The sequence below is a fragment of the Williamsia sp. Y721 genome (assembly GCF_059683565.1).
This window is the reverse complement of sequence record NZ_JCASNH010000003.1, coordinates 124438-146099: the sequence shown is the minus strand read 5'-3', so window position 1 is coordinate 146099 and position 21662 is coordinate 124438. Positions and strand designations below refer to the sequence as shown.

Below are 21662 nucleotides of genomic sequence, written 5' to 3'. Positions count from 1 at the left end.
TGTCATGTCATACGTGGATCGGGGTGTGTGTGGGCGAGCATCGCAGAGCCGGCGGCAGTAGAGGTGTCAGCCGCGGCCTTCTGGCTCTCATTGCCTTTGTCGTGGTGCTCGTGGCCGGCGGCGTTCTCTGGTCGATGTTGGGTGACCGGATCACCGAACAGGGCCAAAATGCCGCAAAACGCTGTGTGGAAGGCGATCTCACGGTCGCGATCGTCAGCGATCCAGGGTTGACCGAACCGCTGAAGTCCGTCGCCGCCGAATACAACGCCACGAAACCGATCAACCGCGACTGGTGCGTGACCATCGATGTGCGTCCGGCCGATGCGAAAGTGACTCTCGAGGGTCTGACCGGCACCTGGGACCAGGCATCGCGCGGACAGTATCCGGCGGCCTGGATCCCGCAGTCGTCGGTGTGGAGTTCACAGCTGTCGGTCGCCAAGCCGGAGATCGTAGACGGCACGCCGGAGTCTCTGGTGACATCGCCGGTGATGCTGGCCATCCCCGCCGCGGCGAAGGAAGCGATGCAAGGCAACCTCAGCTGGCTCGAAGTCCCCACCCTGCAGCGGTCAGAGGCTGCGATGGAACGGTTGGGGCTGCCCGGCTGGGGAACATTGAAGATGGCGATGCCGACGGGTCCACAATCCGATGCCACCGCGCTCGCGGCCCAGGCCATCGCGATGGAGGTCTCCCGGACCCCGAGAGGCGCCCTGACCGTGGAAGACGCGACCTCGTCGCTGGTGACATCGACCCTGCAAACGATGCAGTCCGAAGCACCTCCGACCGACCTCGGGTCGTCCGAGAGTGGTGTGCAGATGATCGCGCAGGAAGCGAACCCTGCGACCGGGGCCATCCATGCGGTACCGATCACCGAGCAGCAGCTCTACGTGCTCACCAAGGACGGCAGCAACGAGGGTGTCGTGTCTTTGCTACCGACCGGCCCGACTCCGATGGCCGACTTCCCGGTGATCACGTTGACCGGCGAACAGGTCGACGTCGCGCAGCGTGATGCCGTCGACGAGTTCATCAGCTACGTGCATTCACCGGAACACATCACCGCGCTCACCCAGTCAGGTTTCCGTGGTGGCGGTGCGCTACCGGCGCCGACTGCGGCCGTGGACTTCCCGGAGACACCGTCCCCGATGCCCCCGCCGCCGGCAGAGGCTCAGAACGCCATCACCGACACGCTCACGCGCCGCAGCTGACGCCCGGTCGACCAGGCCACTGATCGACCGGGCGGCAGATCGGTCAGGCGAAAGCCTCCACCGGTGGGCAGCTGCACACCAGGTTCCGGTCGCCGAACGCGCCGTCGATCCGGCGCACACCCGGCCACACCTTGGCCCGCCCGCCTGCGGACGGCAGCCCGTTCGGATAGACGGCGACCAGGCGGTCATATCCGTGCTCCCACTCCCCGACCAGACATTCAGCGGTGTGGGGTGCCCCCCGCAGCGGGTTGTCGTCCACTGACCACTGACCGTCTTCGACCTTGCTGATCTCGCCGCGGATCGAGATCATCGCATCGCAGAAGGCATCGATCTCGTCGAGATTCTCGCTCTCGGTGGGTTCGATCATCAGAGTGCCTGCCACCGGGAAGCTCATGGTCGGCGCATGGAATCCGTAGTCTGCCAAGCGTTTTGCGACATCATCGACGGTGACGCCGCTGCTTTTGGTCAGGGGACGTAGGTCGATGATGCATTCGTGTGCAACCCGATCACCGGCGCCGGTGTACAGCACCGGGTAATGATCACGTAGTCGGGCGGCGATGTAGTTCGCCGACGCGATGGCGGTGAGTGTGGCCTGCCGCAGCCCTTCGGCACCCATCAATCGGATGTAGGCGTAGGTGATCGGCAGGATCGATGCGGATCCGTACGGCGCTGCCGAGATCGTCAGTTCCCCTGGCAATTCGTCGGCAAGCGGATGTCCGGGCAGGAACGGTGCGAGGTGCTCGCGCACACCGATCGGTCCGACACCCGGGCCACCACCCCCGTGCGGGATGCAGAAGGTCTTGTGCAGGTTGAGATGGCTGACGTCACCGCCAAACCGGCCCGGACGCGCCACTCCGACAAGAGCATTGAGGTTGGCGCCGTCGACATAGACCTGACCTCCGGCGTCGTGAACCGCGGCGCAGATGTCACCGATCTCGTGCTCGAACACGCCGTGGGTGGACGGGTAGGTGATCATGATCGCCGACAGTTCGGCGGCGTTCGCATCGATCTTGGCGCGCAGATCATCGACATCGACATCACCGTTCTCGCGGCAGGCGACCACCACGACCCGCATCCCGGCCATGACCGCGGATGCGGCGTTGGTGCCGTGGGCACTCGACGGGATCAGGCAGACCGTGCGGGCGTCGTCGCCGCGACTGCGGTGGTACTCGCGGATCGCGAGCAGTCCGGCGTATTCACCCTGCGAGCCGGCATTGGGCTGCAGGCTGACGCGGTCGTAGCCGGTGATCGCGACCAGCCACTCCTCGAGCGAGGCGATGATCTTGCGCATCCCCGTCACCTGATCGGCGGGCGCAAACGGATGAAGCCTGGCGATGGTCGGCCAGGTGATGGCCTCCATCTCGGCGGCCGCGTTGAGCTTCATGGTGCATGATCCCAGCGGAATCATGCTGCGGTCCAATGCGATGTCTTTGTCGGCGAGGGTCCGCAGGTAGCGCATCATCGCGGTTTCGGTGCGGTAGCGGTTGAACGCCGGGTGCGTGAGGAAGTCCGAGGTCCGATCGACAACCCCGGCGCAGACCGGCTCGGTTGCGGTCACTCCGAAGGCATCGAGGACAGTTGCCACGTGTGCGTCGGTGGTTGCCTCATCGCAGGAGACGGACACGTGATCGGAGTCGACAAGTCGCAAATTGATTCCGCGTGCAGCCGCGGCGGCGACCACCGATTCGGCGTGTCCGGGGACATGTGCCAGCACGGTGTCGAAGTACTTGGCGTGGACCACTTTGTCGCCGAGCGCGGATGCGATCGACTCGGCATGACCGTGGACCCGCCGGGCGATCGCCCGGAGTCCGTCGGCGCCGTGATAGCTGGCGTACATCGCGGCAAGGATCGCCAACAGGACCTGCGCCGTGCAGATATTGCTGGTCGCCTTCTCCCGGCGGATGTGCTGCTCGCGGGTCTGCAGCGACAACCGGTATGCGAGGTTGCCGTCGGCATCTTTCGAGACCCCGACGAGACGGCCGGGAAGCTGACGCGCGTGCTTGGCGTGCACCGCAAGGTATCCCGCGTGTGGACCACCGAATCCCATCGGCACACCGAAGCGTTGCGTGGTGCCGAAACAGACGTCGGCACCGAGTTCACCGGGCGGGGTGATCAGCGTCATGGCCAGCAGATCGGCTCCGACCGCAACCAGGGCGCCGCGTTCATGCGCTGCCTCGATGAGTGCCGCACTGTCGATCACCCGGCCGGAGGCGGTGGGCGTCTGGGCCAGGACACCGAAGAACTCACCCTCGGGCAGCCCCTTGGTCAGATCAGCGGTCACGACCTCGATTCCGAGTGGCTGCGCGCGGGTGGCGATCACCGCAGCGGTCTGCGGGAAGAGATCTGCGTCGACCAGGAAGCGCGGCGACTTGCTCTTGCCTGCTCGCCGGAGGAGCGTCATGGCCTCGGCGGCTGCCGTCGACTCGTCGAGCATGGAAGCGTTGGCGACCTCCATACCGGTCAGGTCGGAGACCATCGTCTGGAAGTTGAGCAGTGCCTCGAGACGGCCTTGGCTGATCTCGGGCTGATACGGCGTGTACGCGGTGTACCAGGCCGGGTTCTCGATGATGTTGCGGGTCAGCACCGGTGGCGTCAGCGTGTCGTAGTAGCCGAGGCCGATCATCGAGGTGGCAACGGTGTTCTCACCGGCCAGGCCGGCCAGTTCGGCCAGGATCTCGTGTTCTGAGATGGCGGGCGGCAGCACGCCAAGACCGTTGTCGTCCGGGGTGTCGAGAATCCCCGACGGCACCACCTGGCGAGCTAAGTCGTCGAGTGAGGTCGCGCCGACAAGTGTGAGGATGCGGTCGAGTTCGCCTGCGTCCGGGCCGATGTGGCGATCTGTGAAGGGTGTGCCGGTCATGGATAGGACCTCCGCGGTGGTCCGCCACGAGAGCCGACCACGTGTAGTGCCGACTGTAAGCCGGACGCCGGTCCTCCCCCTCTGTCCTATCCTGCAAGGCCTGTGCCCGCAGAACGCCTGAGAGATTCAGCCGCGGCGGACGCGGCCTTTCACCATGGGCGGACGGATGCTGCCGTCACTCTCCAGAGACGCCGACGTCGACACGGTCCTTGATGCCTGAGAGTTTGACGGAGAGGTATTGCTCCTTCGGCGGCCATCTCGAGGATGGCTCTCTCCCGTGTCGCTGCGACGCAGACCCAGTGTACGGGCAGATGTCCTAGCCGGTGCGACGGGCGCGGCTCTTGCGGCGCGACGCCAATTCGTCCTCGGGTGCAGTTTCTGTCACGCCGCCATCGGCGCGTTCTGCCGGGAAGTCTGCGATGGTTCCGGTGAGCTCGCGCATCGCGCCACTGACGGCGATGCCGAACACGCCCTGACCGCCCTGGAGCAGGTCGACAACCTCTTCGGCCGAGGTGCACTCGTAGACGGTGGTGCCGTCCGAGAACAGCGTGATGCGGGCCAGATCCTCGACGCCACGCTTACGCAGGTGGTCGACGGCGACCCGGATGTTCTGTAGCGAGATCCCGGTGTCGAGCAGACGCTTGACGATCTTCAGGACAAGGATGTCCTTGAACGAATACAGGCGCTGGCTACCAGAACCGGCGGCGCTGCGGATCGAGGGCACGACCAGTGATGTGCGGGCCCAGTAGTCGAGCTGCCGGTACGTGATTCCGGCGATCTGGCAGGCACTGGGAACCCGGTAGCCGACGAGTTCGTCGGGCACGGTGTCGTTCGGGAACAGCCCCGGTGCGATGTCAGCCAGAGAGCCTTGACCTGGCTTGTTGGAGCCGCCGATCGCAGTGTCTGTCTCGGGGGACGCATCGTGCGTCCTGCGGTCGCCGTTCTCACCGTCGTGTGGCTGATCGCCCACTGGGTTCTCCTCGCGTGCTGGTCGGTGACCGCCGGTGTGTGTTACCTGGCTCCGACGGGCCAAGTTTACGCGCACTGACTGATCAAAATCACATCTCCGCAACTTTCGCGGGTATGGGAAGACCGTATGGCCGCAGCGGGTCCGGATCAACGCGACTCGCTGTAACCCTTAACCTAAAGTTGAGCTTTAGGCGTTTTGTGACCCCACAGTTTCCGTTCCGTGACCAGACTCGCCAGACCCAAATGCGGGCACCACGAGCGGATCCGTGCCTTGCCGCGATCCGCCGGTTGTGCCCGCCAGAGCACGGGGCTATGCCCCACCAGATGCTTTGAAATCGTCCGGCGACACCGAGTCGAGGAACTCCTTGAACTTCTCGACCTCGTCTTCTTTGACCTCGGCCGTGGGCTCTTCGTCGTCCGCATCTTCCGGATCATCCGATGGCATCAGTAGACCGGCTTCGGCAAGCACCGATTCCTCGGCGTAGATCGGGACTTCGGCGCGAATCGCGATGGCCACCGAGTCCGACGGCCGGGCGGAGATCCGCAGGTCTCCGGCGAACACCAGGTCCGCGTAGAACGTGCCCTCTTGCATGTCCACGATCCGAACCTCGAGAAGTTCGTGGCCCAGAGCACTGATCAGGTTGACGATCAGGTCGTGGGTCAAGGGACGGGGAGGTTCAACGCCCTTTTGCCGCAGGGCAATTGACGCTGCTTCGCTCTGACCGATCCAGATCGGCAGGTAACGTTCTCCGGCGGTTTCCTGTAGGAGCAGCACCGGTTGACTTTGTGGCGGTTCCACTCGGATACCTACTACGCGCATTTCACTCATGCGGTCGGCCCTCCCAAGCTTGTGTGGGCGAATGCTTCACCGCCCTAATCCTATGGCAAGGATGCCCGCGCGACGACCGAGAAACTCCGGACCGGTCCGGAAGATCGGGTCTTCAGTCGAGAACTTCGCGTACCGCTTGCTTGACGAGCTGCGTGTGGAGGGTGACGGACAGTGCTGCGATTTCTCGCACCATCTCCTCGGCGCGATCACGGGCGCCGGTCCCTTTGCCCTTGGCGATCGGGTTGGCGATCTGCGCGACGAGTCCCGCCTCGCGATCGGCCGAGACCTTGAACGCACGCAGGTGTCGCGCCCCGACACCGAAGTTGGCCAGCGCCGATGCCGCCGTCACCAGCCGCACCGCGTCTTCGTCGAAGAATCCCCGCGGTCCTGGAACCAGCAACCCGTTGTCGACGAGTTCGGTCACAAACGCGGAATCGACGCCGGTGCGTTCGAGCAGTGAGTCGCGGCTCAGACGCCCGCCACCGTTCTGCGAGAAATCGGTGGCCGGGGCCACCCAGTTCTTTGCCGACGACAACAACCGGGTACCCGCCGGGGCTTCCGGACGGGTACCGCGGTCGATCTCGTCGAGTTGTTCTTTGATGACTTTGAGCGGCAGGTAACGATCACGCTGCGCGGTCAGGACAAACCGGAGTCGTTCACAGTCGGCGCGACTGAACCGGCGGTATCCGGACGGCGACCGCTGCGGGGTGACCAGACCTTCGGATTCGAGGAACCTGATCTTCGAAATCGTCACGTCGGGGAATTCTCCGCGCAGCTGATCGAGGACCGAGCCGATAGACATCGATCCTTCAGAATGCTGCCCCGCCGCCGGTGAGGTCACGCGTCCGCGGAACCTTCGTCACTACTGGGACCGGTCAGGAACACCAGGCGGAACTTGCCGATCTGAACCTCGTCGCCGTTGGCGAGCACAGCGGAATCCACCGGCTCACGGTTGACGTACGTGCCGTTCAGGCTGCCGACGTCAACAACCTGGAACTCGTTGTCGCCCAAGCGGAACTCAGCATGTCGACGGCTCACGGTGACGTCATCGAGGAAGATGTCACTGTCGGGGTGCCGACCGGCCGAGGTGGTCGCCTGGTCGAGCAGAAAACGAGAGCCGGCGTTGGGGCCGCGCTTGACCACGAGCAATGCGGTGCCCGCAGACAGCCGTTCCACACCGCTGTCCGCGGATGTGGCAGAACCACCGGTCGATTCCATCTCTTTGATGAAATCGGCCCGGAAGACCGATGTGGTCTCTACCGGAGCTTCGATGTCCTTCTCGTTGTCGCTCACCAATTCTCCTTCTTCGTAATTGTCCCCGCGGCCCGGATTCGAGCCTTGTTTTTCCACGGTGATTGCGGCGGCGTTCGGCGGTCCAACTACTGACCCGCCGAATCCGGTCTCATCGAGTGGATTGGGGCATTACCCGTGACTTAGACCGTACCCTGCCACGGGCCACACATGCATAAACCCGCTGCATACTGTGCGTGTGAATCGAGCGCCGCCGCGCTTCGCCGGAGTGCTTATCCGGACGTGATGGCGGCGTAGCCGGCCGCGTCGAGCATTTCGCTCACCAATTCATCCAGGTCGTCGTCGGCACCGACGGTGATCTCGACCAACCAGCCACGCTCGTAAGGCGCCGAATTGACGAGGTCGGGGCTCGCCTCCAGATCTTCGTTGATCGCCGAGATCACGCCATTGAGGGGTCCGAAAATATCGGACACACTTTTCGTGGATTCGACCTCGGCAAACGATTCTCCGACCTCGACGACGTCATCGATCGCCGGCAACTGGACGAATACGACGTCACCCAACTGATCTTGTGCGTAGTCGGTGATCCCGATCCGAACCGTACGGTCGGACACCTTCTGCACCCACTCGTGTTCGGCGGTGTAGTGCAGATCGTCAGGAGCCTGCTTCTGGGTCACGTGTGTGCTGCCTTTCGCCTCTACACATGGAACATCGTCTGTTGTGAGAATCTAGCGCACCGGGGGCAGTGCACGAACAACCAGCACGGCTTGCACCCAGTACAGAACAAACGACCACACATACATCCCGGTACCCCAGATCAGGAAAGCCCAACCACAGGGGTAGACGATGTCACCGATGATCGAATCCAATTGCCCGGCAATGATCATCGGGAATCCGTACATCAACGCAAACGTCGCGGCTTTGCCGATGTAGATGGTCGGGAGCGCGGTGATCCCCCGACTCCGCAGCAACGGCGCCGTCGCCAGCAACAACAGGTCGCGGCCGAACAAGATCGCGACCAGCCACCACGGGATGATGCCGCGGATCGCGAGTCCGATCGGTATCGCGATCATGTACAGGCGGTCCGCTGCCGGATCGAGCAATGCGCCCAACCGCGACGATTGGTTCATCAGCCGCGCGATCTTGCCGTCCGCCCAGTCCGACAGCCCTGCGAAGAACAGGATCGCGAACGCCCAACCGTCGGCCTCTTCGGCCAGCAATACCCACAAGAAAACCGGTATGAGTATCAGCCGCAGTCCACTGAGCAGGTTGGGCACAGTGAACACCCGATCCGACTCTACGACCGGATCCGGATCGGTCTCTTCCATGACGACCAGCCTGTCATACCCCGGTGCGAGGGCTCTTCGGCCCGCGCTACCGGAAGATGCCGACGATGCCCTGGAGCGCCTTGGCACCACCGGACGAGAACGGACTGTCGTGGACCATGTACGTCCAGGTGGTGGTCGAACGCCGCAGATCGGCCTGATCCAGATCGATCCCGTCCGCGGTGATGACGGCCTCCCGGAATGTCTTGCGCGCATTCTCGACGGCTTCGCCCGGCAACTTGCTGAACTCGCCGAGGATCAGCTTGTGGAACTCGTCCAGCGGCGATTCGCGGCCGATGGAACGCAGGTGGATGCTGGCGCGCACATCAGAGACGTACGCCAGGTGATCGGCCCATGCCCGGTCCAGGTGGAACAGCATGATCTCGCGCGCTGCCTGCTCGAGAACGTCGTGCGGGACAGGCTCGGCCGCCGGGACCGGGGTCTTGGCGCTGTCGACGGTGACTTCGACCGACCCTCCTTCGGAGTTCACGGCAGCAGCCTCCTCCGTCTTGGCCGTGTCGGCTTTCCCGGCCGTGTCGGCTTTTTCGGTCTTGACGGTCTCTCCGGTCAGTTCGCGGTAGCGCTCCGGCTCGGTTTCCTTGAACTCCTGCAACGCGGCATCGGTGGTGAGAAGGCTCGTGCGGCGTTTGACGATGATCTCGCGCTGCTGGTTCACCAATTGGTTGTACCGCCACGTGTTGGCATGCAGTTCGAGCATCACACCCTCGGCGATCCGCTGGGCCTGCTCGATGATGTCCACGCCCTTCGACCCGAGCGATCCGTCTTCCGATGAACTGACCGGATCGCGCTTGAGGGTCAGGTTTCGGGTGACCAGCGGATCTTCGACGCTCGAGAAGAACACTGACCGACCGGGATCGCCCTGTCGTCCCGCGCGACCGCGGAGCTGGTTGTCGAGCCGCTCGGTGTCGTGCCGACCCGTTCCCACCACGCACAGGCCACCTAGTTCGACGACCTGGTCACGCTCCGGGCTCGACTCGCCTGCATCTTTCTGGCCCGCCGAGCCACCGAGCTTGATGTCGGTACCGCGTCCGGCCATCTGGGTGGAGACGGTGACAGCACTCTTGGCACCCGCCTCGGCGATGATCTTCGCTTCTTGTGCGTCGTTCTTGGCATTGAGAACGACCGACTCCACGCCCGCACGGCCGAGTAGATGGGCAAGTTCTTCGGATTCGGCAACGTCGTGTGTACCGATGAGAACCGGTTGTCCGGTCTCGTGGATCTCTTTGACGAACTCGACGACGGCGTCGGCCTTGTTCGACTTGTTGTCGTAGACGCGGTCGACCTCGTCGACGCGGATGTTCTTGGTGTTCGGGGGGATCTGCGAGACGGCGAGCTCGTAGAACTGCCGCAGCTGCTCGCCGGCGGCGACCGCGGTACCGGTCATTCCGCAGACCTTCGGATAACGGCCGATCAAGGCCTGCACCGTGATCGTGTCGATGACCTCACCGGAATCTGTCTGTGCGAGGCCTTCTTTCAGCTCGACTGCCGCCTGCAGGCCGTCCGGCCAGCGCTGGAGTTGGGCCACCCGGCCGCGGGAGGCGTTGATCAGGTGGACGCCGCCGTCGCGAACGATGTAGTGCACATCGCGCTCGATGAGGATGTGGGCGTGCATCGCAACGTTGACGTGCACCAGTGTGGTGCCGACGTGCTCCTCGTCGTACAGGTTGATACCGCCGAGCTCACCCTCGATGAAGGCGGCACCTTCGTCGGTCAGGTAGACGTTGCGACCCTCGGCGTCGATCTCGTAGTGGTTCTTCTTGAGTTTTGTGACGGCGTCGTGGATCGGCTTGTCCGGCACTTCACCTATCGCCGAACCGGCCAGGATCAGGGGCACCAGCGCTTCGTCGACGAGCACCGAGTCGGCTTCGTCGATGATCGCGACGTCGGGCTTCGGCGAGACGAGATCTTCGGGGCGGGTGACGAGTTGGTCGCGCAACACGTCGAACCCGATCTCGTTGACCGATCCGTAGACGATGTCGGAGTCGTAGGCGGCCTTGCGCTCTTCACGGGTGGAGTTCTCCGACACCGAATCCGAGACGATGTGGAAGAGATCGAAGAGCGGCTTCATCCACTCGGCGTCACGGGTCGCCAGGTAGTCGTTGACGGAGATGACGTGGATCCGATGGCCTTGCAGCACAAACCCGATCGCTGCGATGGCGCCGGCCAGGGTTTTGCCCTCACCGGTGGCCATTTCGATGACATCGCCCTCGAGCAGACGCAGCGCGCCCTGGAGCTGGACGTCGAAGGGCCGCATGTCCAGCGTGCGATCTCCGGCCTCACGGGCCAGTGCCAGGAAACGGGCCCGGTCGTCGCCTTCGGGATCGGTGATGTCGAGCTTCTCCGCTGTGGCGGCGAACTCCTTGTCATCGAGGTCGGCAGCCCACTTGTCGTGAGAATCTGCCTTCTTGATGAGTGTCAGGGACTTCGACTGGTTGCGCGAGGATTGTGCCCCCAGCAGCCGCCACATGTTGTTCGTGAGCTTTCCCACCGAGCCGTACTCCTTAGTCCATCTGACAAAACTGCCGTGCTCCACCGTACGCGGAAGCGCTATCGCAGTAACCGTACGCGGCGGGCTGCGGCGCGGCCTCGGGCTTTGCCACTTCCCTGCTGGTCACAGTGACCATAGGATGCGAACGCTGACGGAATTCGAGGCGGAAGGTCTCCCATGGGCGCAGGTCTCGGTGGCGGTGCGGTGGGGTCGTTGGTGTTTCGCCAGACGGGTCGGGCGGTCGTCGCCGGCGCTCTCCTGGGATGTGGGGTCGGCCTCGGCGCATACAACCACTGGGCGGTGGCCTTGGCAGTGGGTGTTCCCCTGTCCATCGCGGCAGTCGTCGCAGCGCCGCGACCACGACGCATCGACGGTCTGGTCGCGGGCGGTCACTCCACACTGAACGTCCCGGTCGCTGTCGAGGCGCTGACCCGGTCGAGCCTGGACGCCTCGAACATCCAGCCGACGCTGGTCACGGCGACCATCTCGCCGCCAAACGACACCGATTACCGAGCGCGTTGGCTCTCGGCGATGCCCAAGGGCATGGCCGAGAATCTGTTGCACAACGCCGACAATCGTCTGCCGGAGGCTTTCATCCCGCCGCGTCCGAGCTCGGTTCTGCTGGATCGAGGTGACGAACATCCGGCCGAGGACATCGAGTTCGGCGATCATCCCGCCAAACGAACAGTGTTCCTTCCGGTGATCACCATCGCGGTCGCCGCCGCCCTGTTCTTCGGGGTCGGCACTGGTTGGCATGTCTCGGTTTCGTTGCCCGACAACGGATTGAGCTCATCGATGAGCGATGAGTCGCTCGGGGCTCCGCAGGAACGGATTAATGCGATGCTGGCCCAGGTCGAGGCGCTGGGTCCGGCGGCGTCGAGCAACATCTTGACGCTGGATCTGGGCACCAGCGGCAGCGATCGGATCCAGGTCTACGACCCGGCCACCGGCGAGAGCATCGGCATGAGTTACTCGCCGAGCAGCGACAAATGGTACGGCCCGGACCGATCGAGCACTACGCAGCGATCACCGCGCACATTCCGGGCAGCCGATCTCTCCGGGATGCAGTTCACGACGATCGTCGAGCGGATGGCCGCGGCGTTGCCCGAACAATCCCGCGAGTTCCAGTCGATGACGATCTCGCGTTCCGGTGACAATCTCCCGGTTCTGGCCACCGCGACGTTTGGCGAGGACTTCCGGATCGAGGCCCAAATCCAGGCCGATACCGAAGGGAACATCGCAACCTGGTTCGACCCGGCCGACTTCGCGGCCGCGATGACCCAGGCACAACTGGCGATGACCAAAGCCGGTCTACCAACCGATGTTCCGATCATCGACCGTTTCGAGATCCGCGGAACGGTGACCGGCACACCCAACATCGGGGCAGGCACGATCCAGAACTCGGGTGGTGTACTGATCGACTTCACCGCCCCGGACCGCACCGGTTCGGCGAGTATCGTCCCGGGGTTCTTCGTGGCAATGAGGTCATCGGAGAACACCTCCGGTCAACTCAGGGAAGGTTCCGTCACGTTCGACAGCCTGCCTGCCGACACGTTCGATGCAGTCCGGGACGACCACATGCGGCGCAACCAGGTCGAGGCCGTCGACCGTGCCGCCGTCGACATCCAGACCTCACATCAGTACGTGCTGCAGGACTACCGGACAATCATCTCGGTGAGGGTCGGACAGGACGACGAGGTGGCCTACTACAGTCTTGACGGACAGTTCATCCCCGAAGACTGAGATGGCCAGCGGCGGAGCGCTACTGGGCTTCGAGTGCCCGCCGCCTGCCCGCCTCGATCTCGTCGAACGCCTGCTGCTGCGGATGCACACTGCCCCGGTCTGCCAGGTCGGTGACGATCCGGTGGATACGGTCGAGATAGTCGGCCTGCTCGCTGCCCTCAGATGTTCGGGCGTTCTCCAACAACGACAGCGCAGTAGAGAGTTCCTGCTGATCACCCGCATCCAACAGATCGGATCCGATTGCGCGACCGTAATTCTCGCATTCGGCCCACGCCTTACCTGCCTCGGTCACCGCTTGCTGGTACTCGTCGGCACGATCAAGACTCATCGGAAATTCGTCGCTCCGTAGGTCCTGCGCCCGGGCCAGCGCGGTGTGGAAATTGGCCACCGATTCGACCGAGACGTCGGTGACGGCCGGATACCGCAGCACCAGTTCGGGTTCGAGTTCGTATTGGGCGTAATCGACCAGAATCGCATCGTGTTGGCGGCAGGCAGCCTGCCACAGTCGTTGCGCCGCTTCCTTGCTGCCGGCGTTGGCAATTCGGGGAACCGGTCGACCTGCCTCGGGGTCGGCCGGACGATAGTCGGGCTGTGCGGCCGCAGGCTTCACAAGGCGGCCGGAAACGCGGCCGTCACCGCCGATCCCGATCAGCACCTTCCGTTTGGCAGGCTGGCGCGCACGCAACCGGGCGAGCACCTCGGCCGCCGCCGGATCCGATTCGATGACGGCAACCTGCCACTCCTGATCCGGGTTGCTCGCAAACCGGAGCTGCAGATAGCGGCACCCCTGGACGCGGAACTGATCGGTGCGGCTCGACCGCGACATCGACGTGTCGGCGGACAACTCGGCACTTTGCTTGACCGACAGCAGATCGTCCAGCGGAAACGAGTTGATCGCCACACCTGCGTTACCGAGGTGCACCATCGCATCGTCGACCGTCACGCTGACGGCGGGCAGGTCGATCACTCTGCCGATCGCCGCAATGAGCAGCCCCAGGCCGAGCGTCGCGATGACCGCGGCACCGGTGATCGCCGGATCGACGTCGGCGATGGTCAGTACAACCAACTCGATCATCGCGATGATCGCCAACGCACTCGCAATGGTGGCAAGCCGGTTGTGCACCGGTCGCCGGTATTCGGTCCGACAGGTGACCGATACCGGACCTGAGCTGCTGGCCACGTGACGTCCTCCCCCGGGGTCCGATGCACACGACGGGCAACGGTTGATCGGACTTTACCCTCTCAGGCCAGTGCATTCCGGACGATCGGGGCGACCTTGGTGCCATACAGTCCGATGCTGCGCATCTTGACCTCGTGCGACAGTGTCCCGTTGCTGTATTTGAGGTCGAACCTCGTGACACCCATCGCGTTCACATTGCGAATGATCTTGGCCGCCACCGTCTCAGGTGAGCCCACGTACACCGACCCCTCTGGCCCTGCCGACTGCTCGAACTGGTCACGGGTGGGCGGCGGCCAGCCTCGTTCGGCGCCGATTCGGGCCATCTGATCGCGATAGTGCGGCCACAGTTCGTCTCGTGCGCCCTCGTCGGTGTCGGCGAGGTGACCCGGCGAATGCATCGCCACCGGAAGCAATGGCTTGTCGAATTCCTTCAATGCCCGATGGTAGAGATCGACAAATGGTTTGAATCGGAGTGGTTCGCCGCCAATGATCGCCAGCACCAATGGAATTCCGTACCGAGCGGCTCGGACGACCGACTCCGGCGACCCACCGACACCGATCCACGTTCGTACGCTGCCTGCTGCGGTCTTGGGATACACCTGTTGGCCGGTCAGCGGCGCGCGTGTCTCACCGGACCAGACGATCGGACCCTCGTCGCGCAAGGCCGCAAAGAGGTCGAGCTTCTCGGAGAACAGTTCTTCGTACTGACTCAGGTCCAACCCGAACAGTGGAAACGATTCGGTGAACGAACCCCGGCCCAGAATAACTTCGGCGCGGCCTCCAGAGATCGCGTCGAGAGTGGCAAATCGCTGGTAGACCCGGATCGGGTCGTCCGAACTGAGAACGGTGACCGCGGTTCCCAGCGCAATGCGGGATGTGTGTGCGGCAATCGCGGCGAGCACCACCTCTGGAGCCGACACCGCAAAATCCGCGCGGTGATGCTCCCCTACTCCGAAGAAGTCCAGACCCAACTGGTCGGCGAGAACCCCTTCGGCAACCACCTCGCGGATCACCTGGTCGTACGGCACGAGTTCACCGTCGGGGCCTGCGGTCCGGTCACCGAACGTGTCCAGTCCCAACTCGATGGGAAAACCCTGTTCCGACCTGCTCATCCCGCTCACCCTTCTCCTGACACATGCTTACATCGCGACAACCTCCGAACCTCGGAGAATGCACCTGATGGTGCTTAAACTACTCGGGTGAGCGTGCGCCGGTATTCGCTGTTCGGAGGCCTGTCGGCCACCATGGACGGCGGCGGCGTGGCCATCGGTACCCGGAAGCAACGAGCTCTTCTTGCGCAGTTGATTCTCGCCGACGGACATGCGGTCACAAGCGATCGACTCATCGACGGAATCTGGGGCGATGCCGCACCTGATCGCGCCGAAGCCTCCCTCCAGGCCTACATCTCAGGCCTGCGCAGAATCCTCGAACCCGATCGTGCGCCGCGCGCCCAGCCGAGCGTCCTGGTCACCAGGGGCTCCGGATACGTATTGATCACTGCCGATGACGATGTCGACCTGCACCGATTCAACCGCGACATCGCACTGGCCAGGGATCTGCACTCTCGCCATGAATTCGATTCGGCGGCAGGTGCATTGCGGTCGGCCCTCGACGTGTACGCACCGCTGCTCCCCGAGTTCGAAGGCCTCTCGTTTCGCGACGGGGCCGCCGAACACGTCGCTCGACTCCACGGTGTCGCACTCGAACTGTCGTTTGAGATCCGCCTCGAACTCGGCGAGACCCAGCTCTTGGCAACCGACGTCGAACAGGCACTGGGGGCTCAGCCCCTCAACGAAGGACTCTGGGCCCTGCTCGCCATATCCCGATACCGGATGGGTCGGCAGTCCGATGCTCTTGCGGCGCTTGCCGATGCCAGACGGATCCTGTCCGAGCAGATCGGTGTCGATCCGGGGCCCACACTGCGCGAACTCGAAAAAGACATCCTCGCCCACGCCCCGCATCTCAACCCACGTACCCGACTCGTGAGGACCGCGGCGGCAGGCGCGGTATCTGGGGATCAGCCGACGGCGGCGGACTCCCAGGACACCCCGCCGAGGCCGGACACCGCACTGCCGCTCATCGGCAGACTCGATGAGCGCGCGCGTATCGACAACGCGATCGTCGCCGTGTCCGGCGGCGCCGGCTCGGTGATCATCGTGGAAGGCGAGGCCGGTGCAGGCAAGACCACGTTGATCGCCGCATGCGCCCAGCACACGCATCGCCCCGGCAGCCCGTTGACCCTGTGGGGACATTGCCTGGAGGGCGGCGCGGCACCGGCGATGTGGCCCTGGGTCAAGATCCTGAACGATCTCGTGCCGCACCTGACAGATGCTGAACGGAACATGTTGTCCGGCAACGAACTCGGCGAATTGGTCGACGGCCGGGACACGCTGTCACCGCAGCTCGAAATACCCGATGCGACAGCCAGATTCAGACTCCACACGCAGGTGGCGGCTCTGCTCGCGCAACTGTCCGGGCGTACCGCACTCATCGTCGTGCTCGACGACATCCAATGGGCCGACAGCGCATCACTCGAACTCGTCACCCACGTGGCCAAGGCGCAGCTCTCGCAGTTGGTGGTGATCTGCGCGATCCGTACCGGCGACGGGGTCCGTCGCGAAACCGTGCGCAACACACTGGCCGAGCTCAGTCGTCTCCCGTCGCAGCTCCGTATTGCCGTCGGCCCGCTCGACAGCAACGCCATCGGCGAACTGATCCACCGTGAAACCGGCAGCCGTCCGGTCCCCGAGGTTGTCGAATCGGTGAGACGGCGCACCAAAGGCAACGCCTTCTTCGCCCGCGAACTCGCACGCACCCTTTCCGACGACGGCGAACTCTCGCCGATCGCCGCGGCACCCGGCGGCGTGCCTGCCGGCGTACGAGACGTGGTCCGGGGCCGGTTGGACCACATGCCCGCTGCGACGATGGAACTGCTGGAGGTCGCGGCGCTCATCGGTAAACGGGTCGACCTCGAACTGCTTGCCGGTGCCGCGTCCATGCCCATCGAAACCGTGCTGGACACTCTCGAACCGGCCGAGGAACACTCGGTGATCGAAACCGGCCCCGACGATCCGTACACCGTCTTCTTCGCCCACGATCTGGTGCGCGAGGCGATCGTCGAGAGCATTCCACCACTGCGGGCCCGGCGTCTGCACATGAAGATCGCAGGCCACCTCACCGAATCCGGCGGCACCCGACTCGGAGAGCTTGCCCATCATCTGTGGTCGGCAGGCCCGCTCTCGGAACGCCAGGTCACCGCGCGCGCCCTGTTGGCCGCAGCACATGAGTCGCTGATGCGGTTCTCGTACGAATCCGCCGAATGGCAGTTGGGGGCGTGCAGTTCACTCGCTCGCGCTGATGGTGACCAGCGGCTCGAACTCGAAGCGGTCGGCCTCCTGGTCTCGGTCATCGGTGCCCGGGACGGTTATCTCGCCGCCGCCACCGAATATCTCGATCGTGGTGAAGAACTCGCGGCGTCCATCGGCGATCTGCGCAACGTCGCCGACTTCAGATACTCCCGGTGGGCATCCTATTCACAGTCACTGGCTCTCGATCGTGCGCATGAGCTCGCGACCGAGATGTACCACGCCGCAATGGAATCCGACGACCCCGCGATCGGGATCATCGGATATCAGGCGTGGGGCGTGAACGAGTGGGACCGGGGCAAGATCGGGAGTTCATACAGATCCCTGGCCCACGCCCAGGAGATCCGCAAACAGTTGGACCAGACCGCGATGCACGGGCTACAGCATGACTGGGATCTGCTCGGTTATGCGTTTTTCGCCTGGATGACCACGATGCACATCGGTGTCGCCGCCGGACGGGAGAGCTTCCGACGTTTGATCCACCAGACACCGGACGCATACGGCCGCAATGCCGCAGGCAGTTTTGCGATGCTGGCCGGTGCGTTGGCCGCCGATCCGCAGTGGACGGCCGATACCGGTCGCGCCTGGATGGCTTCGGTGGCGGACGGGCCATTCGACTTCCTGCGTGCGTTCAGCGAGTCGATGTACTGGTGGGCCGAAGTCATACTCGGCAACCGTGAGCAGGGCCTGCAACGCCTGCGCGATCTGCGCCCCGCCGTCGAGGCCGGCCCGAACACAGGTGGTTCCGCCTACTACGGCCTTTACGCCGAGGCCGCGCTGGCCGCGGATCGCCTCGACGAGGTCGCCGAATTGCTCACGGCCGCCGAGCAGCACCTGCAGACTTTCGGCCAGCGGTATGCCGAACCGCATCTACACTTCACCAACGCCCGGTATCGATTGGCGATCGGGGATCTGGAATCCGCGCGCTCGGCATACGAGAAAGCTCGCCATCTCGCTCGCAATCAGGAATCGACCACGCTGCTGCAACGTATCGAGAGTTTCGGCCCGAAGTTCGTTCCGTGAGCCAGTAGGCTTCATCAATGGGAAAGACAGGATCCGGGAGCAAGAGCAGCGGCAAGAAGAAGAACACCAAGCCGAAGAAGATCCCCAACGACATCTACGAGGCCGAACTCTTCCGTCTGCAAACGGAGTTCGTCAAACTGCAGGAGTGGGCCAAGGAGACCGGAGCCCGTGTGGTTGTCGTCTTCGAAGGCCGCGATGCCGCAGGCAAGGGCGGCACGATCAAGCGGATCACCGAATACCTCTCCCCTCGCGTGGTCCGGGTCGCCGCACTGCCCGCACCCACCGACCGGGAACGAGGTCAGTGGTACTACCAGCGTTATATCGCGCATCTTCCGGCGCCCGGTGAGATCACCCTCTTCGACCGCTCGTGGTACAACCGGGCCGGCGTGGAGAAGGTCATGGGATTCTGCACGCCACAAGAACATTCGCTGTTCCTGCGCCAGACGCCGATATTCGAGCAGATGCTCCTTGATGACGGGATCATCCTGCGCAAGTACTGGTTCTCGGTGTCGGACGCCGAGCAACTGCGACGCTTCCGGTCACGCCTCGATGATCCGGTGCGCCAATGGAAACTGAGTCCCATGGACCTCGAGTCGGTCTATCGCTGGGAAGACTATTCCCGCGCGAAGGACGAGATGATGGTGCACACCGACACCCCCAACAGCCCCTGGTACGTCGTCGAGTCCGACATCAAGAAACACGCCCGGATCAACATGATGTCGCACCTGCTGTCAACGATCGAGTACCACGAAGTCGTGAAGCCGAAAGTCGAACTGCCAGAACATCCCATCGACACCGGCACCTACCAACGACCCTCCCGGGAGATCAGCACCTACGTCCCGAACCATGTGGCCGAACTGATCGGTGACAAAGAGGACTGACGGGCCAGCCGAGGACCTCTACAGATGCACACGGTCCAGTCATAAGCACACGGTGCAACGTGTGCTTATGACTGGACCGTGTGCTTCTGTGGTCAACCGCGGTTGCGGGCTTCCCACACACGCATCGCCCCGAGATATCTGCCGGTGATAAAACTCTGGCCGTACCTGCCCAACGGGCCGGCGAGCCGGGCAGGCAGGGTCTGTGGACGCGAGAATGCCGTCACCGCAAAGACCACAGAGTTGTTGTCCCGCAATTCAACACAGAAGAGTTCTTCCCCCGATTCGGGGTGACCGACGAGTGTGCCGTAGGCAAATCCGCGGCGGTCGGGTTCATCGATGACGTACACAACCCTGACCGGGGCTTTGAGCCTCAGCGGCCCGACCCCGACCGCAACCCGGGCGACGGTACCTGCCTCGATGGCCTCCGCCGACGCGAAGACCCGTATGCCGGCACCGAGTTGTACCTGCCAGGTTTCGATCGCATCGGCGATTTCGGTGAAACACTGCCGACCAGATCCGACGACCACTTCCCGGTGCATGTGGTGATAGCCGCCTGGGAGCGCAGACCGGGTCGCGCCGATTTCCGGATAGCTGTACGCCATGCCACGCAACCGCGTGGCGATGTGCGACTTCAGCGGCCTGGCGCTGCGACCGGTCATCTCATGAGGTTACCGACGCCGACATAATCGGTGGACGGTACCTACGACAGAAGCCTACGGTTGCCCGGGCCGTCGACCGATGGCCGACAACGCAATCAAGGAACCATCATGAACACCCGCTACCCCGTTCCGCTTTCCGGCGCAGTCGCCTCGACCCTTCTGTGGGTTGACGAGGCGTCTGTCGAGGTGCAGGCCCGCGAGCAGCTACGCCGGGTGTCGGCTCTCCCGTGGGTGCACGGTGTTCGGGTGATGCCCGATGTCCATGTCGGCAAGGGCGCGACAGTGGGTTCGGTGATCGCGATGCGCGACGCGGTCTGTCCGGCTGCGGTCGGCGTCGACATCGGTTGCGGAATGGCAGCTGTGCGAACAGATCTGGTCGCATCCGATCTTCCCGACGACCTTTCCGGACTGCGTTCGGCCATCGAGGCAGAGGTCCCCGTGGGATTCCGCGCCCACAAGCGGCCGGTGAACCTACGGGGGATGGATGTCGGTGGCGGCTGGGGTGATTTCTGGTCCCGGTTCGGTGACCTCGATCGGAGTGTCCAGAACCTGGATACCCGCGCCCACACGCAGCTCGGGACACTCGGTGGCGGTAACCATTTCATCGAGGTCTGTGTTTCCGAGGGTGATTCGTCGGTCTGGGTCATGCTCCATTCCGGATCCCGGAACATCGGGAAATCGCTCGCGGACCAGCACATGCAGGTTGCCGCAGGTCTGCCGCACAACGCCGATCTCCCCGACCGCGATCTTGCCGTGTTCCTCACCGGAACCCCGGAGATGGATGCGTACTGTCGCGATCTGACCTGGGCCCAGGAGTACGCGGCGAGAAATCGTCGGGTGATGCTCCAACTGGTGTGTTCGGCTGTACGGGAGTCATTTCCGACGCGGCCGGTGCAGTTTTCCGAACCGATCTCCTGTCACCACAACTACGTGGCGACCGAGGTGATCGACGGGATCGAACTGTTGGTGACCAGGAAGGGTGCGATCCGGGCCGGGTCGGGCGAGCTGGGATTGATCCCCGGATCGATGGGGACGGGCTCCTACGTCGTGCGGGGTCTCGGGTCGCAGGCGTCCTTCTACTCCGCGTCACATGGGGCGGGGCGGAAGATGAGCCGGACCAAGGCCCGAAAGATGTTCACCGCGCAAGATCTGGTCGCACAAACCGAGGGCGTCGAGTCCCGCAAGGATGCCGGCGTCGTCGATGAGATACCGGCCGCCTACAAGGACATCGATTCGGTGATCGCCGCGCAGACGGACCTGGTCGAAGTGGTGGCACACCTCAAGCAGGTGGTCTGCGTCAAGGGCTGAGCGGGCGACCGCCACCCGCACATACGTTGTGGGGCACTCCAAATCGGGTGCCCCACAGCGTCATCGCCTGTCTAGACGGCAGCGACATCGATCGTCTGGGTCAACCGGAAGCTGTTGCCCGAGGGATCGCGGAAGCCGGCGTCGATCCCGTACGGGCGCTGTTCGGGCAGATCGGTGAACTCGACACCGCGCGCCGACAAACGCTCGTATTCCGCCCGACAATCTTCCGTGGTCAGGAATACGGCGGTGGCCAAGCCTTTGGAGACCAGTTCCAAGATCTCGATCCTGGCCGATTCGGTCAGCATCGGCGGACCAGGGACATCCATCAACACGATGCTGACGTCGTCCTGCCCCGGCGGGGACACCGTCAGCCACCGGAATCCGTCCATCTCGGGCAACGACACGTCTGCCTGGACCTCCATCCCGAGCTTGTCGGTATAGAACTTCAAGGCCTCATCCTGGTCGTGAACCCACACCTGCGCGCTGGCAATTTTCAACATCGTGACCTCCCGTGACTGGTTGTTCGAATCGGTGGTTCGAACGTAACCCCGCACAACC

17 protein-coding genes and 1 riboswitch are annotated in these 21662 nt (G+C 63.8%); of the genes, 5 read left to right on the top strand and 12 right to left on the bottom strand.

Going from position 1 to position 21662, the window contains the following annotated elements; translation table 11 throughout:
• Positions 1-29 precede the first annotated feature (29 nt).
• Complete coding sequence (locus AC56PL_RS15320; RefSeq protein WP_497154382.1) at positions 30-1202, top strand: substrate-binding domain-containing protein; 1173 nt, start codon at positions 30-32, stop codon at positions 1200-1202.
• Positions 1203-1245: 43 nt separating this feature from the next.
• Here the strand turns inward: AC56PL_RS15320 and gcvP are convergent, their stop codons facing one another.
• The 8 genes from gcvP to secA2 all read right to left on the bottom strand — a co-directional run bounded on the left by gcvP (position 1246) and on the right by secA2 (position 10945).
• Positions 1246-4062, bottom strand: a complete 2817-nt coding sequence (gene gcvP, locus AC56PL_RS15315) for an aminomethyl-transferring glycine dehydrogenase (protein WP_497154381.1) — start codon at positions 4060-4062, stop codon at positions 1246-1248.
• 193 nt (positions 4063-4255) lie between these two features.
• A riboswitch (glycine riboswitch) is annotated at positions 4256-4350 on the bottom strand.
• Between the two features lie 28 nt (positions 4351-4378).
• Complete coding sequence (locus tag AC56PL_RS15310) at positions 4379-5032, bottom strand: MerR family transcriptional regulator (protein ID WP_495516214.1); 654 nt, start codon at positions 5030-5032, stop codon at positions 4379-4381.
• A gap of 309 nt (positions 5033-5341) precedes the next feature.
• Positions 5342-5860 (bottom strand): bifunctional nuclease domain-containing protein, encoded by a 519-nt coding sequence (locus AC56PL_RS15305; RefSeq protein WP_495516213.1) that lies wholly within the window; start codon positions 5858-5860, stop codon positions 5342-5344.
• Between the two features lie 112 nt (positions 5861-5972).
• Entirely contained in the window at positions 5973-6662 is a 690-nt protein-coding gene (ftsR, locus tag AC56PL_RS15300; protein WP_495516212.1) for a transcriptional regulator FtsR, read from the bottom strand.
• 35 nt (positions 6663-6697) lie between these two features.
• Positions 6698-7153 (bottom strand): glycogen accumulation regulator GarA, encoded by a 456-nt coding sequence (garA, locus tag AC56PL_RS15295; protein WP_495516211.1) that lies wholly within the window; start codon positions 7151-7153, stop codon positions 6698-6700.
• A 230-nt stretch (positions 7154-7383) separates the two neighbouring features.
• Positions 7384-7788 (bottom strand): glycine cleavage system protein GcvH, encoded by a 405-nt coding sequence (gene gcvH / locus AC56PL_RS15290; protein ID WP_482139677.1) that lies wholly within the window; start codon positions 7786-7788, stop codon positions 7384-7386.
• Between the two features lie 51 nt (positions 7789-7839).
• A complete protein-coding gene (locus AC56PL_RS15285) occupies positions 7840-8439 on the bottom strand; it encodes a CDP-alcohol phosphatidyltransferase family protein (protein WP_495516209.1) in 600 nt (199 codons plus the stop codon).
• A 46-nt stretch (positions 8440-8485) separates the two neighbouring features.
• Entirely contained in the window at positions 8486-10945 is a 2460-nt protein-coding gene (secA2, locus tag AC56PL_RS15280; RefSeq protein WP_497154380.1) for an accessory Sec system translocase SecA2, read from the bottom strand.
• Between the two features lie 177 nt (positions 10946-11122).
• Here secA2 and AC56PL_RS15275 point away from each other — a divergent pair, with 177 nt between their 5' ends.
• Positions 11123-12688 carry a hypothetical protein gene (locus AC56PL_RS15275; RefSeq protein ID WP_497154379.1) on the top strand — a complete coding sequence of 522 codons (1566 nt, stop codon included), beginning with the start codon at positions 11123-11125 and terminating at the stop codon, positions 12686-12688.
• Positions 12689-12707: 19 nt separating this feature from the next.
• Here the strand turns inward: AC56PL_RS15275 and AC56PL_RS15270 are convergent, their stop codons facing one another.
• Positions 12708-13868: a hypothetical protein gene (locus tag AC56PL_RS15270; RefSeq protein WP_495516206.1), complete on the bottom strand. Its 1161-nt coding sequence runs from the start codon at positions 13866-13868 to the stop codon at positions 12708-12710.
• A 62-nt stretch (positions 13869-13930) separates the two neighbouring features.
• Positions 13931-14980, bottom strand: coding sequence for an LLM class flavin-dependent oxidoreductase (locus AC56PL_RS15265; protein ID WP_497154378.1), 1050 nt, complete (start codon positions 14978-14980; stop codon positions 13931-13933).
• An 87-nt stretch (positions 14981-15067) separates the two neighbouring features.
• Here AC56PL_RS15265 and AC56PL_RS15260 point away from each other — a divergent pair, with 87 nt between their 5' ends.
• Complete coding sequence (locus tag AC56PL_RS15260) at positions 15068-18256, top strand: ATP-binding protein (protein WP_497154377.1); 3189 nt, start codon at positions 15068-15070, stop codon at positions 18254-18256.
• A gap of 17 nt (positions 18257-18273) precedes the next feature.
• Complete coding sequence (gene ppk2, locus AC56PL_RS15255; protein ID WP_497154376.1) at positions 18274-19137, top strand: polyphosphate kinase 2; 864 nt, start codon at positions 18274-18276, stop codon at positions 19135-19137.
• 92 nt (positions 19138-19229) lie between these two features.
• Here ppk2 and AC56PL_RS15250 read toward each other — a convergent pair whose 3' ends face one another.
• Positions 19230-19796, bottom strand: coding sequence for a DUF1990 family protein (locus AC56PL_RS15250; protein WP_495516202.1), 567 nt, complete (start codon positions 19794-19796; stop codon positions 19230-19232).
• Positions 19797-19904: 108 nt separating this feature from the next.
• Between AC56PL_RS15250 and AC56PL_RS15245 the strand changes: the two genes are divergently transcribed.
• Entirely contained in the window at positions 19905-21104 is a 1200-nt protein-coding gene (locus tag AC56PL_RS15245; RefSeq protein ID WP_497154375.1) for an RtcB family protein, read from the top strand.
• 71 nt (positions 21105-21175) lie between these two features.
• Here AC56PL_RS15245 and AC56PL_RS15240 read toward each other — a convergent pair whose 3' ends face one another.
• Positions 21176-21604, bottom strand: a complete 429-nt coding sequence (locus AC56PL_RS15240; protein ID WP_495516200.1) for a VOC family protein — start codon at positions 21602-21604, stop codon at positions 21176-21178.
• Between the last annotated feature and the right edge of the window lie 58 nt (positions 21605-21662).

Coding starts and splice junctions, on each gene's coding strand:
- AC56PL_RS15305 (WP_495516213.1), bottom strand. CDS start 5,860: ATGAGTGAAATGCGCGTAGTAGGTATCCGAGTGGAACCGCCACAAAGT.
- AC56PL_RS15250 (WP_495516202.1), bottom strand. CDS start 19,796: ATGACCGGTCGCAGCGCCAGGCCGCTGAAGTCGCACATCGCCACGCGG.
- ftsR (WP_495516212.1), bottom strand. CDS start 6,662: ATGTCTATCGGCTCGGTCCTCGATCAGCTGCGCGGAGAATTCCCCGAC.
- AC56PL_RS15245 (WP_497154375.1), top strand. CDS start 19,905: ATGAACACCCGCTACCCCGTTCCGCTTTCCGGCGCAGTCGCCTCGACC.
- gcvP (WP_497154381.1), bottom strand. CDS start 4,062: ATGACCGGCACACCCTTCACAGATCGCCACATCGGCCCGGACGCAGGC.
- AC56PL_RS15275 (WP_497154379.1), top strand. CDS start 11,123: ATGGGCGCAGGTCTCGGTGGCGGTGCGGTGGGGTCGTTGGTGTTTCGC.
- AC56PL_RS15265 (WP_497154378.1), bottom strand. CDS start 14,980: ATGAGCAGGTCGGAACAGGGTTTTCCCATCGAGTTGGGACTGGACACG.
- AC56PL_RS15285 (WP_495516209.1), bottom strand. CDS start 8,439: ATGGAAGAGACCGATCCGGATCCGGTCGTAGAGTCGGATCGGGTGTTC.
- ppk2 (WP_497154376.1), top strand. CDS start 18,274: ATGGGAAAGACAGGATCCGGGAGCAAGAGCAGCGGCAAGAAGAAGAAC.
- AC56PL_RS15240 (WP_495516200.1), bottom strand. CDS start 21,604: ATGTTGAAAATTGCCAGCGCGCAGGTGTGGGTTCACGACCAGGATGAG.